The organism is Streptomyces sp. NPDC104202 (genome assembly GCF_055584185.1).
In genome coordinates, this window is the sequence record NZ_JBVJMN010000062.1 from 1 (window position 1) to 15,831 (window position 15,831).

General features: G+C 75.6%; 12 protein-coding genes. 6 read left to right on the forward strand and 6 right to left on the reverse strand.

The annotated features are described in order from the left end of the window. Nucleotides 1–101 precede the first annotated feature (101 nt). Both ACZ60W_RS30385 and ACZ60W_RS30390 read right to left on the reverse strand, forming a co-directional pair. A complete protein-coding gene (locus ACZ60W_RS30385) occupies nt 102–1,634 on the reverse strand; it encodes an amino acid permease (RefSeq protein ID WP_469758603.1) in 1,533 nt (510 codons plus the stop codon). 57 nt (nt 1,635–1,691) lie between these two features. Beyond that, nucleotides 1,692–2,666: a hypothetical protein gene (locus ACZ60W_RS30390; RefSeq protein WP_469758639.1), complete on the reverse strand. Its 975-nt coding sequence runs from the start codon at nt 2,664–2,666 to the stop codon at nt 1,692–1,694. 303 nt (nt 2,667–2,969) lie between these two features. Here ACZ60W_RS30390 and ACZ60W_RS30395 point away from each other — a divergent pair, with 303 nt between their 5' ends. The 5 genes from ACZ60W_RS30395 (at nt 2,970) to ACZ60W_RS30415 (ending at nt 7,906) form a co-directional block, all read left to right on the forward strand. Beyond that, nucleotides 2,970–4,436, forward strand: a complete 1,467-nt coding sequence (locus ACZ60W_RS30395; RefSeq protein WP_469758604.1) for an FGGY family carbohydrate kinase — start codon at nt 2,970–2,972, stop codon at nt 4,434–4,436. Continuing rightward, on the forward strand, nt 4,433–5,851 hold the full coding sequence (locus tag ACZ60W_RS30400) for an FAD-dependent oxidoreductase (protein ID WP_469758605.1): 1,419 nt from the start codon (nt 4,433–4,435) through the stop codon (nt 5,849–5,851). The genes ACZ60W_RS30395 and ACZ60W_RS30400 overlap by 4 nt, the downstream gene beginning before the upstream one ends. Continuing rightward, entirely contained in the window at nt 5,848–7,050 is a 1,203-nt protein-coding gene (locus ACZ60W_RS30405; RefSeq protein WP_469758606.1) for an FAD-dependent oxidoreductase, read from the forward strand. The genes ACZ60W_RS30400 and ACZ60W_RS30405 overlap by 4 nt, the downstream gene beginning before the upstream one ends. Before the next feature lie 71 nt (nt 7,051–7,121). After that, entirely contained in the window at nt 7,122–7,598 is a 477-nt protein-coding gene (locus ACZ60W_RS30410) for an NUDIX hydrolase (protein ID WP_469758607.1), read from the forward strand. 62 nt (nt 7,599–7,660) lie between these two features. Then, a complete protein-coding gene (locus ACZ60W_RS30415) occupies nt 7,661–7,906 on the forward strand; it encodes a hypothetical protein (protein WP_469758608.1) in 246 nt (81 codons plus the stop codon). A gap of 35 nt (nt 7,907–7,941) precedes the next feature. Here ACZ60W_RS30415 and ACZ60W_RS30420 read toward each other — a convergent pair whose 3' ends face one another. Continuing rightward, the gene (locus ACZ60W_RS30420; RefSeq protein WP_469758640.1) at nt 7,942–9,147 is read right to left on the reverse strand and encodes a cytochrome P450 family protein; all 1,206 of its coding nucleotides are present in this window, start codon (nt 9,145–9,147) and stop codon (nt 7,942–7,944) included. Between the two features lie 106 nt (nt 9,148–9,253). Beyond that, the gene (locus ACZ60W_RS30425) at nt 9,254–11,185 is read right to left on the reverse strand and encodes a potassium channel family protein (protein ID WP_469758609.1); all 1,932 of its coding nucleotides are present in this window, start codon (nt 11,183–11,185) and stop codon (nt 9,254–9,256) included. Between the two features lie 322 nt (nt 11,186–11,507). Between ACZ60W_RS30425 and ACZ60W_RS30430 the strand changes: the two genes are divergently transcribed. Continuing rightward, nucleotides 11,508–12,749, forward strand: a complete 1,242-nt coding sequence (locus ACZ60W_RS30430; protein WP_469758610.1) for a D-alanyl-D-alanine carboxypeptidase family protein — start codon at nt 11,508–11,510, stop codon at nt 12,747–12,749. A gap of 210 nt (nt 12,750–12,959) precedes the next feature. Here the strand turns inward: ACZ60W_RS30430 and ACZ60W_RS30435 are convergent, their stop codons facing one another. Both ACZ60W_RS30435 and ACZ60W_RS30440 read right to left on the reverse strand, forming a co-directional pair. Further along, nucleotides 12,960–15,362 (reverse strand): ATP-binding cassette domain-containing protein, encoded by a 2,403-nt coding sequence (locus ACZ60W_RS30435; protein WP_469758611.1) that lies wholly within the window; start codon nt 15,360–15,362, stop codon nt 12,960–12,962. Nucleotides 15,363–15,453: 91 nt separating this feature from the next. Next, entirely contained in the window at nt 15,454–15,732 is a 279-nt protein-coding gene (locus ACZ60W_RS30440) for a DUF5133 domain-containing protein (RefSeq protein WP_469758612.1), read from the reverse strand. Between the last annotated feature and the right edge of the window lie 99 nt (nt 15,733–15,831).

Here is a 15,831-nt window from a genome sequence, read left to right on the forward strand (position 1 = left end):
CCTCGCGCCCCCCCCTCCCCCCCCCCCCCCTCCCCCCCCCCCCCCCCCCCCCCCCCCCCCCCCCCCCCCCCCCCGCCCCCGGCGCGGCCTTCCGGCCGCGTTCAGACGATTCCCTCGGCGATCTCCGCCTCCTCGCGGGCCGTTCCGTACGTCGTGGGCGTGCCGTAGGAGCGGCGGGCGACGTACCACCAGACGCTGGCCAGGACGAGGACGACGGCGAGCGCGATGACGGCGTAGTTCATCGTGTCGACGGTGACCGGGGACTTCTGGGGCAGGCAGAAGAGGACGGTGACGACGGCGACCCAGACGACGGCGGTCCATCCGACGGGCTTGCTCCAGCGGCCCAGGCTCCAGGGGCCGGGGACGAAGCGGTCGCCGGCGCGCAGGCGGAGGTAGATCGGGATGGCGTAGGCGGGCGTGATGCCGATGACGTTGATCGCGGTCACGGCGCCGTACGCGGTGGCGGAGTAGAGCGAGGGGACGGCCAGGACCGCGGCGACGGCGACGGCGAGCCACACCGCGGGGACGGGCGTCTGGGTGCGGCCGCTGACCTTGCGCCAGATCGCGGAGCCCGGCAGGGCGTTGTCGCGGCTGAAGGCGAAGACCATGCGGCTGGCGGCGGCGACCTCGGCGTTGCCGCAGAAGAGCTGGGCGACGATGACGACGAGCAGCAGGGCGGTGGCGCCGCCGGAGCCGAGGGCGTCGAGGAAGATCTGGGCGGGCGGGACGCCGGTGGCGCTGTTCTGGGTGGCGGCGTAGTCCTGGATGGCGAAGGTCAGTCCGGCGAGGAGGGCGAAGCCGGCGATCCAGGAGACCCAGATGGCCCGCACGATGCCCCTGGCGGCGGTGACGGAGGCGTTGGAGGTCTCCTCGGACAGGTGGGCCGAGGCGTCGTAGCCGGAGAAGGTGTACTGCGCGAGGAGCAGGCCGACGGCGGCGACGTAGAACGGGTTGGCCCAGCCGGTGTCGTTGACGAACTCGGTGAAGACGAAGTGTGCGGACTGGTGGTGGTCGGGGACGAGGGCGAGGGCGCCGACGATGACCGCCACGCCGGCCAGGTGCCACCAGACGCTGATCGAGTTGAGGACGCTGACGAGGCGGACGCCGTAGAGGTTGAGCACGGCGTGCAGCAGCAGGATCGCGAGGAAGATGAGGAAGGTGGAGCCGGGTGTGGGGACGAAGCCCCACTGGAGGTTGAGGAAGGCTCCGGTGAAGAGGGCGGCGCCGTAGTCGATGCCGGCGATGGCCCCGAGGAGACCGAGCAGGTTCAGCCAGCCGGTGTACCAGCCCCAGCGGCGTCCGCCGAGCCGGTCCGCCATGTAGTACAGGGCGCCGGAGGTCGGGTAGGCGCTGGTCACCTCGGCGAGGGCGAGGCCCACGCAGAGGACGAAGAGGCCGACGCCGGCCCAGCCCCAGAGCATGACGGCCGGGCCGCCGGTGCCCAGCCCGAAGCCGTAGAGGGTCATGCAGCCGGAGAGGACGGAGATGACCGAGAAGCTGATGGCGAAGTTGCCGAAGCCGCCCATGCGGCGGGCGAGGACGGGCTGGTAGCCGAGCTCTCTCAGCCGGGCCTCCTCGTCCTGGACCGGTGGTGGCTTGCGTATCGCGTCGCTGGGGGCTTCGGTGCGGGACATGGGTACCTCCGGGGGGGGGACGGGCGGGGAGCGGGGGCGTGCGGTGGGGCGAGGGCCTCAGTCGCCGAGACAGCGGGCGCGGGCCCGCAGGAAGACCTCTTCGGCGAGGGCGCGGTCGTCCGGGCGCTCGGTGCGGTAGGCCCAGGGCAGCGTGGTGTAGTACGGGCCGAGGGCCTCGAAGACCCGGGCCGCGTCGGGGAAGCGGAGGGCGCCGAAGAGGGCGTGCGCCAGGTGGTTGAGGTCGAGCAGGGACGCCTCGTCGGTGGCGCAGAAGAGGAACCAGTCGTCGAGCGCGCGTCGGGCGTCGCGGACGGCGTCCTCGGCGACCCAGTGGAGGTCGAGGGCGCGCTCGTGGCCGCGCTCGCGGCGGTAGCGCTCGACGCGCACGTAGAGCGGCAGCGCGTGGAGGGCCGAGCCGACGGGGGCGGCGGAGGCGGCCCAGTGGGAGTAGTTGACGGCCTCGGAGAGCGGGCCGGAGCGGCGGGCGTAGACGAACTGCAGCATCCGGTGGTGGGCCTCGCGGTTGTACGGGTCGCGCTTCTCGGCCTCGGCGAGCAGGCCCCAGGGGCCCGGGGGCAGCATCGGGGCCGGCGGGGTGAGGCGGTGCTCGGCCATGCGCTGGCGCTCGTCGAGGGCGGCGAGGGCGATCAGTCCCACCCAGGGCACGGGGTCGGCGGGGGACCGCTCGGAGGCGTCCCGGCAGGCGGTCCACGCCTCCTGCCAGAGCTCCCGGGTGCGGGCGTGTCCGGCGCGGTGGGCGCGGACGGCGCGTTCGACGGTGACGCGGCTGTGCATCACCGCGGCGGCGGGGCTGTCGGGCTGTTCGGTCCGCCAGGTGTGGACGACGTCGGTGCCGGCGGCGACGGCGGCGAGGACCTGGGTGCGGCGGGTCCAGCCGTCCCAGCCCGTGGTCTCGTCGAGCAGCCGGGCCATGGCCACCCAGCGGCCGGTGCGTAAGTCCTGGACGGCGTTGCGCAGGGCGTGGTCGTGGCCCGCGGGGTGGTAGACGGGCCGGAAGCCGTGTGCGGCCATCAGGGGGCGGGCCAAGGTGTGGTCGACATGGGTCCTCGGTGGGTGGAGAGGGTGGCCTGTCCCCCGGCGGGTGTCACCGGCCGTTGATCGGCGATCACTATAGAGGGCGATGGATGCGACCGGTCCACTTTCTTTTGTGACAGTAACTATCAGGCCAACGACCAAATTTGACTGTGCGTCAGTTGTGTCGGCGGACCTGACGGGATCGTCCGCCGCGGCTTGACGCGGGGCCGCGCCGACGGCACCCTGACCCCTTTCGGTGATCGGACGATCACCGTCCGGTCCAGGGACGGGAGCAGCACGATGACAGGCGGCCCGGTACTCGCCGTCGACCAGGGGACCTCGGGCACCAAGGCCCTCGTCCTCTGCCCCGAGCGCGGCGTCCTCGGCAGCGGCACGGCCCCCGTCCGGCCCCGCTACCTGCCGGGCGGCCTCGTCGAGGTCGACCCGCGTGAGCTGTACGACTCCGTCGTCGCGGCCGGACGCGCGGCGCTCGCCGAGGCCCGCACCCCGGTGGGGGCGGTGGGACTCGCCAACCAGGGCGAGACGGTGCTCGCCTGGGACCCGGAGACCGGCGAACCGCTCACCGACGCCCTCGTGTGGCAGGACCGCAGGGCCGCCGACGTCTGCGCCGGTCTCGACGCCCACGCCGAGCGGCTGCGCCGTCTGACGGGCCTCCCCGTGGACCCTTACTTCGCGGCGCCGAAGATGGCCTGGATCCGCCGCCACGCCACCGGCGCGGGCGTCGTCACCACGAGCGACTCCTGGCTCGTCCACCGGCTGACGGGCGCGTTCGTGACCGACGCATCGACCGCCGGGCGGACCGGGCTCGTCGACCCGGACACGGTCTCCTGGTCGGAGACCGCCCTCGACCTGTACGGACTCGGCGGCGAACGGCTGCCCCGGGTGGTGGACTGCGACACCCCGGTCGGCACCACCACCGCGTTCGGGCCGCCGCTGCCGCTCACCGGCCTCCTCGTCGACCAGCAGGCGGCGCTGCTGGCGCAGAGCGCCGACGACCCGGCCGCCGTCAAGTGCACCTACGGGACCGGGGCCTTCCTCCTGGCGCAGACCGGCGCCGCGCCGCGGCGGACCGGCTCCGGGCTGGTGAGCTGTGTCGCCTGGCGGCTGGACGGACGCGTGACCCACTGCCTGGACGGCCAGGTGTACACGGTCGCCTCGGCCGTCCGCTGGCTCACCGACCTCGGTGTGATCGCCGGGGCCGAGGAGCTCGACGCCGTCGGCGGGGCCGTCCCGGACAGCGGCGGGGTGACCTTCGTGCCCGCCTTCGCCGGGCTCGCCGCGCCCTGGTGGCGGGGGGACGTGCGCGGTTCGCTCACCTGCCTCGGACTCGACACCGGCCCCGGCCAGCTGGTCCGGGCCCTCTGCGAGGGGATCGCCGCCCAGGTCGTGGAACTGGCCTCGGCTGCCGCGACGGAGCGGGGCGCGCCGGCGTCCGCCCTGCGCGCCGACGGGGGCCTGACCCGGTCCGCCCTGCTGATGCAGACCCAGGCCGACCTGCTCCAGCTGCCCGTCGAGGTCTCCGCGTCCCCCGACGCCACGGCGCTCGGCGTGGGCGCCGCGGCCGCGCTCGGGCACCACCCGGGGCTCTCGGTGCGCGAGGCCGTGCCGGGGTGGAAGCCCTCGGCCGTGTACGAGCCGCGGATCTCGGGCGACGAGGCGGCCGCGCGGCTCGCACGGTTCCGCGCCGAGGTGACGGCCCTGGTCGGGCGGGCCGGCGCGGCGGACGCGGCGGGGGCCGGCGGATGAGCGTCACGCGGAGCGGCCCGCTGCCGTCCGGCGCCGGCTCCGCGTACGACGTGGTGGTCGTCGGCGCGGGGGTGGTGGGCTCCGCGATCGCCCGCGCGCTCGCCCGGCATCCGCTGCGGATCGCGCTGGTGGAGGCGGCGGACGACGTCGGCGACGGCACCTCGAAGGCCAACACCGCGATCCTGCACACCGGTTTCGACGCGACCCCCGGCACCCTGGAGGCGGGGCTCGTCCGCACCGGCCACCGGCTGCTCGGCGCGTACGCGCGGGAGGCCGGCATCCCCGTGGAGCCGCTCGGCGCGCTCCTCGTCGCCTGGGACGAGGAGCAGCGCGCCGCCCTCCCCCGGCTCGCGGAGAAGGCCGGGCGCAACGGCCACCGGACGACGCGGATCCTGACGGCCGCGGAACTGGCCTCGCGGGAGCCGCACCTGGGGCCCGGGGCGCTCGCGGCGCTCGAAGTGCCCGGCGAGTCGGTCGTCTGCCCGTGGACGACGACCCTCGCGTACGCGACACAGGCGGTGCGCTCCGGAGCCGACCTGCACCTGGGCTGCCGGGTGGTGAAGGTGCGTCCGGGCGCTCCGCACCACCGGCTCGTCACCCCGCGCGGGGTGCTCCGGGCCCGGTACGTCGTCAACGCCTGCGGCCTCCACGCCGACGGCTTCGACGCGCTGGTCGGCCGGGAGGACTTCACCGTCACCCCGCGCCGGGGGCAGCTGCTCGTCTTCGACAAGTTCGCCCGCGATCTGGTCCGCCACATCCTGCTCCCCGTCCCCGGGCCGCTCGGCAAGGGCGTACTCGTCGCGCCGACCGTGTACGGGAACGTGATGCTCGGGCCGACCGCCGAGGACCTGGACGACAAGACCGCCACCGGTACGACCGCCGAAGGGCTCGCCGGGCTGCGGGAGCAGGGCGGGCGCATCCTGCCGGCGCTGCTCGACGAGGAGGTCACGGCGGTCTACGCGGGGCTGCGGGCCGCCACCGGGCAGGAGGACTACCGGATCGCCGCCCATCCCGGGCTGCGGTACGTGACGGTGGGCGGGATCCGCTCCACCGGGCTCACCGCGTCCCTGGCCATCGCCGACCACGTGCTGGGCCTCCTCGCCGACTGCGGACTCGACCCGGGCCCCGAACGACCCCTCGTCCCGGTCCGCATGCCGAACCTCGGCGAGGCCTTCCCCCGGCCCCACCGGGACGCCCGCCTCGTCGCCGCCGATCCCGCGTACGGCGCGATCGTCTGCCACTGCGAGCGGGTGACCCGCGGCGAGGTGCGGGACGCCTTCGCCTCCACGATCCCCCCGGCGGGTCCGGACGGGCTGCGGCGCAGGACGCGGGCCCGGGCCGGACGCTGCCAGGGCACCTTCTGCGGTGCGGAGCTGCGGGCGCTGAGCGAGGCGTACGGGAGGGGGAACCGGTGATCCGTTCGGTCGACGTGCTCGTGGTGGGCGCGGGTCCCGCCGGGCTCGCCGCGGCGGCCGGCGCGGCCGCGGGCGGCGGGCGGGTGGAGGTCCTGGAACGGGAGGCGACCGCCGGCGGGGTCCCGCTGCACTGCGCCCGGCCCGGCTTCGGCGTGGACCCGCGGGGCCGGTCACTGGACGGGCCGGCGTACGCCCGGCGCGCGGTGCGGGCGGCGGTCCGGGCCGGCGCCACCGTCCGCACCGGCGTCTCGGCGACCGGCTGGGCGGGGCCGCTGACCCTGGAGGTCACCGCGCCGACCGGGCTGGAGCGGATCAGGGCCCGCGCGGTCGTCCTGGCGACCGGGGCCCGCGAGCGGCCGCGCAGCGCCCGGCTCGTCCCGGGGACCCGGCCGGCCGGGGTGCTGACCACCGGCGAACTCCAGCGGACGGTGGCCCGGTTCGGGGTGCGGCACGCGCGCCTCGGACGGCGGGCGGTGGTCGTCGGCGGCGACCCGGTGGCCCGCGCAGCCGTCCGGACGCTGCGGGAGGCGGGTGTGGCGGTGGCCGCGGTCGTCACCGAACTGCCCCGGGCGGCGACGGTGTCGGGCACCGTGCCCGTGCTCACCGGAACGGAAGTCACGGAACTCCTCGGCCGCGGACGGCTCACCGGGGTCGCGGTCCGCGGGGCGGACGGCCGCACGGGCGTGCTGCGGTGCGACACCGTGGTGTTCACCGGCGACTGGATCCCCGACCACGAGCTGGTCAGGTCCCGCGGTCTGCCGCTCGCGGCGGGCACACGGGGACCGGTGACCGACGGGGGCTTCCGGACCGCCGGGGAGGGCGTGTTCGCCGTCGGCGACCTGCTGCACGGCGGGGAGCCCGCCCTGCGGGCCGCCGCCGAGGGACGCGCGGTGGCCGGCGCGGTCCTGGCCTGGCTCGCGGGCGCGCCCTGGCCGGCCGGTGGGGTGCCGGTGGTGGCGGCGGGGTCACTGCGGTGGGTGGCACCGGGGCTCCTCGGCACGGGGGCGGTCCCCCTCCTCGTCCGCGCGGAGCACGGTCTGGTCCGGCCGCTGCTGACCGTCCGCCAGGACGGGGCGGTCCTCAGCTCCGGACGGCTGCGCGGCGCGGTGGCCCCGTGGCGCGCGGTGCGGCTCGGCTCCCGGTGGACCGAGGGGGTCGACCCGGCGGGCGGCCCGGTGGTGGTCGACGCCGGGGAGTGAACGGCCGGGGGACGGGCCGGAACGGGTGTTCGGGGCTGCGGTGCGGGGGCCGGTCGGCCAGACTGGGGCGCATGCCGGACAAACGCAGCGCGGGTCTCCTGGTCTTCCGCCGCAGGGCGGGCGAGGGCGTCGAGGTGCTCATCGGTCACATGGGCGGGCCCTTCTGGGAGTCCCGCGAGGAGGAGTCCTGGTCCATCCCCAAGGGCGAGTACACGCCGGACGAGGCGGCGGAGGACGCGGCCCGGCGGGAGTTCGAGGAGGAGCTGGGGCTGCCGGCGCCCGAGGGCGCGTGGTGGCCGCTCGGGGAGTCCCGGCAGCGGAACGGAAAGATCGTCACCGTCTGGGCCGTCGAGGGCGATCTCGACCCGGAGCGCGTGGTGCCGGGGACGTTCACCATGGAATGGCCGCCCCGGTCGGGCGTCCTGGCGGAGTTCCCGGAGATCGACCGGGTGGGCTGGTTCGCGCCCGAGGCCGCCGCTCCGCTGCTGGTGACGGGCCAGCGGGTCTTCCTCGACAGGCTCCGCGACCGGCTCGACGGGCGGGCCTGACCCCGATTGTCAGACCCGTACGAGAGGGTGGTGAGCGCCGAACTGTCGAGAGGGAGCCCGACATGACCACGTTCACCGCAAACGAGCGCGCCGCCGCCCAGGCGTACCTGCGGCTGCTGGAGTCCACCCAGGCCGTGCTGACCGACCCGCAGCTCGCCCCGTACGCGGGGGTGATGCTCACGCATCCGATGGCCGAGGCGGACGAGGCGCTCCGCGCCGCGGGCCTCTCGGGGAACGAGGCCCGGCTGCTGAGGCTCGTCTCCTCGCTGCGGACCTCCCCGGCGACCGTCTGGGGGCGCACCGGCTGAGCCGGTGCGCCCGCCGGGCCGGCCGGCCGCGGGCGTCAGACGCCGGGGCGGACCGGGAGCGCGCGGACGCTGTTGCCGACGAAGCCGGCGTGGCGGGTCAGCTCCCGCTCGGGGAGGGCGAGGTCGAGGTCGGGGAAGCGGGTGAAGAGCGACTCCAGCGCGATCTCGGCCTCCATCCGGGCGAGCGGGGCGCCGAGGCAGTAGTGGGGGCCGTGGCCGAGCGAGAGGTGCTTGGCCGTCCGCGTGCGGGTGAGGTCGAAGCGGTCGGCGTCCGGACCGTGCGCCTTGGTGTCGCGGCCGGCCGCCGAGTACCCGGCGAGGACGGGGGTGCCGCGCGGGATGAGGGTGCCGTCGACGGTGAGGTCGCGGGTGGGGTAGCGGAACGGGAAGTAGCTGACCGGGCTGTCCCAGCGGAGGGTCTCCTCGACGACGTCCGCCCAGCCGGCCCGGCCCTCCCGGACGAGGGCGAGCTGGTCCCGGTGGGTGCACAGGGCGCGGACGGCGTTGGTGACCAGGTTCAGCGTGGTCTCGTGGCCCGCGATGATCATCAGGACCAGGGTGCCGAGCAGTTCGGCCTGGCTGAGCCGGTCGCCGCCCTCGTCGCGGGCGGCGATGAGCGCGCTGATGAGGTCGTCGCCGGGGGCGGCGGCCTTGGCGGCGGCGACGGAGGCAAGCAGGTCGACGAGTTCGCGGTTGACGGCGACGGCCTGCGCGGGCGCGGTGTCGGTGGCGACGACCTGGCTGGAGAGGTGGTGCAGCCGGTCCTGGTGCGCCGGGTCGACGCCGAGGAGTTCGCAGATGACGCCGAGGGGCAGCGGCAGGGCGAAGTGACGGCGGAGGTCGGCCACGCCGTCGCCGGTGCGCGCGGCCTCGGCGAGTGCGTCGAGGAGGCCGGCGGTGACGGTCTCGACGCGCGGGCGGAGCTCCTCGACCCGGCGTGCGGTGAAGGCGGTGCTGACCAGGGTCCGCAGCCGGCGGTGGTCGGCCCCGTCGGCGGTGGTCATGCCGGGCACGGTCGCGAAGGTCAGCAGGGGCCAGCCCTCGGGTATCCGGCCGTCGGCCAGCGCGGTGAAGTGCTGCGGGGACTTGGCGACGTCGGGATGGGTGAGGAAGTCCCGCAGGGCGTCGTGGCCGAGGACCGCCATTCCCTCGATCTCGCCGGGCAGGATCACCGGGGTCACGGCGCCCTGGGCGAGCATCCGGGCGTTCGCCGCGTGCGGGCAGCCGCCCGCCGGGTCCATGCGGTGGGAGGGCCGGCCGGAGTCGGCGCTGTGCGGTGTGTTCAAGGAAGGAACTCCTGACTGCGGATGCGGACCGGTACGGCGGGCGAGCGGTCAGATCCTACGGTCAACCCAGGCCGTTCCGTACGGAGTTGTCCGCCGCGTCGGCGTCGTCCGCCGGGCTGCGCCGGGTGCCCCGGCCGAGGAGTTCGGCCAGCCCTCGGCGGGTGGCGGCCACGACGACCCGGTCGCCCGGCAGGAGGACCCGGTCCGGGTGCAGGCGCCAGCCCCCGTCGTGGTCCGCGTCGCCCTGGCCCGGGGCGGTGGCGGCGCCGTCCAGGGCGATGACCCGCCAGGCACCGGGGACGAAGGCGTCGGCGACCGTGCGGCCGTCCAGGAGCGGATGGGAGGCGACGTCCACGGCGGCGAAGAGGAGCACCCGTCGCTCGACGGGCACGGCGCCCAGGACCTCGCGGCCCATCATCGCACCGGCGAAGGCCGGCGCGGCGAGGTGGGAGACGCTGCGGCTACGGGTGAGGGCCGTGGGGTGGGCGGTGCGCAGGGTGCGGAAGACGGCGGTCGCGAAGTCGTCGTCGTACAGGCGCAGGACGACGCGCAGGCCGGGGCTGACGGTCCTGGCGGAGAGCGCCGCCTCCAGGTTGGTGATGTCGACGCTGGTCAGGGCGAGGAGGGCGTGGGCGCGGTGGATGCGGGCGGCCTCCAGGACGCCGTCCTCGGTGACGTCGCCGACGACGGTGGGGACGCGCAGCCGGCGGGCGACGGCGATACCGCGGGCCTCGGGATCGGACTCGACGCAGACGACCGGGATGCCGAGGCCGCGGAGCCTGGCGAGGACGCGGGTGCCGACCTTGCCCAGGCCGAGGAGGACCACGTGGCCGGAGAGTCCGCGCGGCGGCCGGCGCAGGGTGGTCGCCGTGCGGAAGGTGCCGAGCCCTTCGAGGAGGGCGGCGACGATCACCGGCAGCAGGAGCAGGCCGACGAAGCCGGCGAGGATCTGGAGCAGCTGACGGCTGGTGGACTCGCCGACTGCGGGGTCGCCGATGGCGAAGATGTCGAGCAGCGTCAGATAGGCGGCGTGCAGGGGGTGGTCGCCGGTGGTGACGGTGGAGGCGAGGGCCAGCGCGACGACGGCCCCCACCGCCCCGGCGAGCGACCAGCGCAGGCGTCGGGAGAAGAGCGAGGCGACGGGGAGGGCGGAGGAGGTGAGCCGGCCGGCCGGGAGGGCCGGTCCCGCCGGGGTGACGGCTTCGAGGGTGACGGCGGCGCGGCCGGTGGCCGCGGCCACCGTGCGGGCGTCGGGCAGCAGGCGGGGGCCGTCGTCACCGCTGCGTTCGGAGCCCTCGCACCCCGCCGGGTCGCCGGCCGTGGCGGAGAGCAGGGCGAGGGTGCAGAGTCCGGGGTCGGGGGCCCGGCCGGCCGCGGGCGGGCGTTCGACCGCGTGCAGCAGCAGTCCGCCGGCCTGCACGACCTTGCTGGTGTTCGTGACGGCGGCCGCGGCGAGGCCGGGCGCCGCGGTGTCGACGTCGGAGAGGACGGTGGTGGCGGCGTCGAGCTTCTCGGGGTCCAGGCCGGGTTCGGCGACGGCGGCGGCCTGGTCGAGGAGGGTCTCCAGGTGCTGCCCCAGCTTGCGGTTGTAGAGCCGGATGACCAGGCGCAGGCGGGGGTTGAGGCGGCGGGCGGTGAGCGCGGCCCGGATGTTGGTCTCGTCGTCCTCGTGGACCAGGGCCAGCGCGGCCGCGCGCTCCGCACCGGCTTCCGTCAGGGCCCGGTCGTCGGCCTCGGCGGATTCGACGACCCGCAGGGCGCCGCCGGGCGCCTCGCCGTCCGCGGGCGGGCCGGCCGGGGTGCCGGAGCCGCCGGTCCTGATGACGGCGGCGGTGACCCGGCCGAACAGCGCCAGGGCGCGGCCGGTGCGGGCGGCGGGGGCGCGGGGCGCGTCGGGCGGCGTCGGCACCAGGAGGGTCACCCGTTCGCCGTACACCTCGTGGAGCTCGCGGGCGAGGCGGTGGGCGAGGGCGTCGTCGCCGCAGACGATCATGTGCCCGGCGGGAGCGGTCCGGTGGGGGCGGTCCGTCCGGGAGGCGGGAGCACCGAGGGGCGCGCCGGGGGCCCGGGCGGGCCCGGGAAGGGGCCGTGCGGCCGGGCCGGCCGGGGGTGCTCCGACGCTCTCGGGCGGAACGGGGCTGCTCTGGTTCGGGTATGAGGGCACGTCACCAGCATGCCGTGCGCCGCCGACAGCCGGCCCGGGCGGCCGCGCACCACCCGGGCGGCGGCACGACGCGCCGCCGTCCGGCACGGTCGCTACGCCGGTCGGCGCACTTCGTCCTGCGCGTTCCGGACACCGTTCCTACGGTGACTGAATGATCGTCATGTCAGCTGTCCGTCATGTTGCCGCCGGTTCCGCGGCGCTGCTGTTCGTACTGCCGGTCCCGGCGGCCATGGCCTCCCCGGCCTCCTCGCTCGGGGAGCCCACACCGCCGGTGCGGCAGTACGTCGACCCCGCCCGGCTGGACCGGCAGGGCACGCAGGTGCAGCCGCTGCCGGGCGCGCCGGAGCTGCCCTCGGTGTCCGCGCTCTCCTGGGTGGTGGCGGACGCGTCCTCGGGCGAGGTGCTCGCCGCGCGGAACGCGCACCGGAGACTGCCCCCGGCCAGCACCCTGAAGACGCTGTTCGCCCTCACCGCCCTCCCCCACCACGAACCCGACGAGCAGCACACCGTGGCCGATTCCGAGCTGACCGGGATCGGTGCGGGCAGCAGCCTGGTCGGGGTGAAGGAGGGGTACACGTACAAGGTCTCGGACCTGTGGAACGGCGTCTTCCTCAGCTCGGGGAACGACGCGGTGCACGTGCTCGCCGCCATGAACGGCGGCTGGGACGCGATGGCCGAGAAGATGCAGGACAAGGCGCGGTCCCTCGGGGCGCGGGACACCCACGTCGTCTCCCCGGACGGCTACGACGCCCCCGGTCAGGTCTCCTCGGCCTACGACCTGGCGCTGTTCGGCCGGACCGGTCTGCAGGACCCCGCCTTCCGGCGGTACTGCTCCACGCGGTACGCGGACTTCCCGGCGGGCACCTGGTCGTACGGCATCGCCAACACCAACCGGCTCCTGACGGGCGCGGACGGGGTGTCCCGCTATCCGGGGCTGCTGGGGATCAAGAACGGCTACACGACCAACGCCGGCAACACCCTGGTCTCCGCGGCCCGGCGGGGCGACCGGACGCTGGTCGTCTCGGTGATGAACCCGCAGGGCGGCGGCGGGCTCGCCGTGTACGAGGAGGCGCGGGACCTGCTCGACTGGGGCTTCGACGCCGCCGGCGAGGTCCGTCCGGTGGGCTCGCTGCTGGCCGGACGGGCGGAGGAGACGGAGCGGGCGGAGGCGGCGGACACCCGCGCCGTCGCGGTCGCCGGACGGGGCGGCCGGCCTCCGGCGGCCGCCGCGGCCCACGGCGCCGCGCCCGTGGCGGCGCCCGGGAGGGACGGCTCCGGGGAGGACTCCTCCTCGGGTCCGTCGGCGGGTCTGCCGCTGACGCTGGTGGCCTCGGCGTGCGCGGCCGCGCTCCTGCTCTGGGGGCGACGGCTCAGGGCCGCGCGCAAGGACTGATCCCGGGCCGCCGGACGGGTGACGCCGGGCGGTCGCGCGGCCCCGCCCCCTCGGCTCCGGGGCCCGCGACGACGGCCGGGCGGGGGGCGCACGGTGCGGCTCCTGGTCCGCGGTGACGCCGACCGGGAGGCCCGGGAGACGGCGCCCCGAGCGCGAGACCGCCCGGCTGGACGCGCCCGGCCCGTACGCGTGCGGGGCGCCGTCTGCCGCTCAGGCGCCCACGTACTGCGCGAGGTGCTCGCCGGTGAGGGTGGAGCGGGCGGCGACGAGGTCGGCGGGGGTGCCCTCGAAGACGACCCGGCCGCCGTCGTGGCCGGCGCCGGGGCCGAGGTCGATGATCCAGTCGGCGTGGGCCATCACCGCGGGGTGGTGCTCGACGACGATCACCGACTTGCCGGCGTCGACGAGTCGGTCGAGGAGGCCGAGGAGCTGTTCGACGTCGGCGAGGTGGAGGCCGGTGGTGGGCTCGTCGAGCACGTAGACCCCGCCCTTCTCGGCCATGTGGGTGGCCAGCTTGAGCCGCTGGCGCTCGCCGCCGGACAACGTCGTGAGGGGCTGGCCGAGGGAGACGTAGCCGAGACCGACGTCGGAGAGCCGCTCCAGGACGCGCTGCGCCGCCGGGGTGCGTGCCTCGCCGGCGCCGAAGAACTCCCCGGCCTCGTCGACCGGCATGGCGAGGACCTCGCTGATGTCACGGCCGCCGAGTCGGTAGTCGAGCACCGACGCCTGGAACCGCTTGCCCTCGCAGTCCTCGCAGGTGCTCGCGACGCCCGCCATCATCGCCAGGTCGGTGTAGATGACGCCGGCGCCGTTGCAGGTGGGGCAGGCGCCTTCGGAGTTGGCGCTGAACAGCGCGGGCTTCACGCCGTTGGCCTTGGCGAACGCCTTGCGGATCGGGTCGAGCAGTCCGGTGTACGTGGCCGGGTTGCTGCGCCGCGAGCCGCGGATGGCGCTCTGGTCGACGGCGACCACGTCCTCGCCGGCCGGGAGGGAGCCGTGGACGAGCGAGCTCTTGCCGGACCCGGCGACCCCGGTGACCACGCACAGGACGCCGAGCGGGATGTCGACGTCGACCTTCCGCAGGTTGTGCGCCGTCGCCCCCCTGATCCCCAGCGCGCCGGTGGCCTCGCGGACGGTCTCCTTGAGCGCGGCGCGGTCGCCGAAGTGGCGGCCGGTGACCGTGTCCCCGTCCCGCAGGCCGTCCACGGTCCCCTCGAAGCAGACGGTGCCGCCCGCGGTGCCCGCGCCCGGCCCCAGGTCGACGACGTGGTCGGCGATCGCGATCGTCTGTGGCTTGTGCTCGACCACCAGGACCGTGTTGCCCTTGTCGCGCAGCCGCAGCAGCAGGTCGTTCATGCGGTTGATGTCGTGCGGGTGCAGACCGGTGGTGGGCTCGTCGAAGACGTAGGTGACGTCGGTGAGCGAGGAGCCGAGGTGGCGGATCATCTTCACGCGCTGCGCCTCGCCGCCCGAGAGCGTGCCCGACGGGCGGTCGAGCGAGAGGTAGCCCAGGCCGATCTCGACGAACGAGTCGAGGGTCTCCCGGAGCGCGGTGAGGAGCGGCGCCACGGACGGCTCGTCGAGGCCGCGCACCCACTCCGCCAGGTCGCTGATCTGCATCGCGCAGACGTCGGCGATGCTCTTGCGCCTGATCTTCGACGACCGGGCGCCCTCGGCGAGGCGGGTGCCGTCGCACTCGGGGCAGGTGGTGAAGGTGACGGCCCGCTCCACGAAGGCCCGGATGTGCGGCTGCATCCCCTCCTTGTCCTTGGCCAGGAAGGACTTCTGGATCCGCGGGACGAGGCCCTCGTACGTCATGTTGATGCCCGCGATCTTCATCCTCTCCGGTTCGTGGTGGAGGAAGTCGTGGAGCTCCCGCTTGGTGTACCGGCGGATCGGCTTGTCCGGGTCGACGAAGCCGGACTCGGCGTAGAGGCGGTGGTTCCAGCCGCCGGCCGTGTAGCCGGGGATGGTCAGGGCGCCGTCGGCGAGCGACTTGGAGGCGTCGTAGAGCTGGTCGAGGTCGATGTCGGAGACGGTGCCCCGGCCCTCGCAGCGCGGGCACATGCCGCCGGTGCGGCTGAAGGTCGCCTTGACGGCCTTCTTGGCGCCGCGCTCGACGGTGATGGCGCCGCTGGCCTTGACCGAGGGGACGTTGAAGGCGTACGCGCCGGGCGGGCCGATGTGGGGCCTGCCGAGCCGGCTGAAGAGGATGCGGAGCATCGCGTTGGCGTCGGTGGCGGTGCCGACCGTCGAGCGCGGGTCGGCGCCCAGGCGCTGCTGGTCGACGATGATGGCGGTGGTCAGGCCCTCCAGGACGTCGACCTCGGGGCGCGCCAGGGTCGGCATGAACCCCTGGACGAAGGCGCTGTACGTCTCGTTGATCAGCCGCTGGGACTCGGCGGCGATCGTGTCGAACACCAGCGAGCTCTTGCCCGAGCCGGAGACGCCGGTGAAGACGGTGAGCCGGCGCTTGGGGATCTCGATGCTGACGTCCTTGAGGTTGTTCACCCGAGCCCCGTGCACCCGGATCAGGTTCTGCCGGTCGGCGGCGTGCGGCGCGGCCGGTCCTCCGGCGGTGCCGGGGGCGGCCGTCCTGCGGGCCTTGGTCATCGCGTCTCCATCCGCCGGGCGGGGCCGAAGCGTGCGCCGGCGCGTCCCGCCGCGGCGGGCGGGAGGTGGCGCGCGACGCCACCCCGTCACGCTAACCGCGGCCCGGCGGGCGCGCTTGTCGGCGGCGGACCGTCGTCGCCACCCGGTCGGCCAGGGCGGTCGGCGCGGGCCGGGCCCCGGTGACGTACCGCTCGGCGGCGTGCACGGCCTCGTGGGCGGTGCGCACTCCCATGAGCACGCACAGGGTGTAGACGGTGTCTTCGAAGCGACGGCGCGCCGTCGGGTCGCACGGGCTGTCCAGGACGGTCCGTTCCTGGGCGCGGTAGTGCCGGAGCAACCGGTCGACCGTGTTCCGGTCGGGCAGCAGCATGGGCGTTCTCCTGTCTCCTGCGTCGCTCCATAGTCCGGTCCCGCGGCCACACCCGCGACCGGCACGGGCACCCTGCGTGACGGGGGCCGTCCGGCGGGT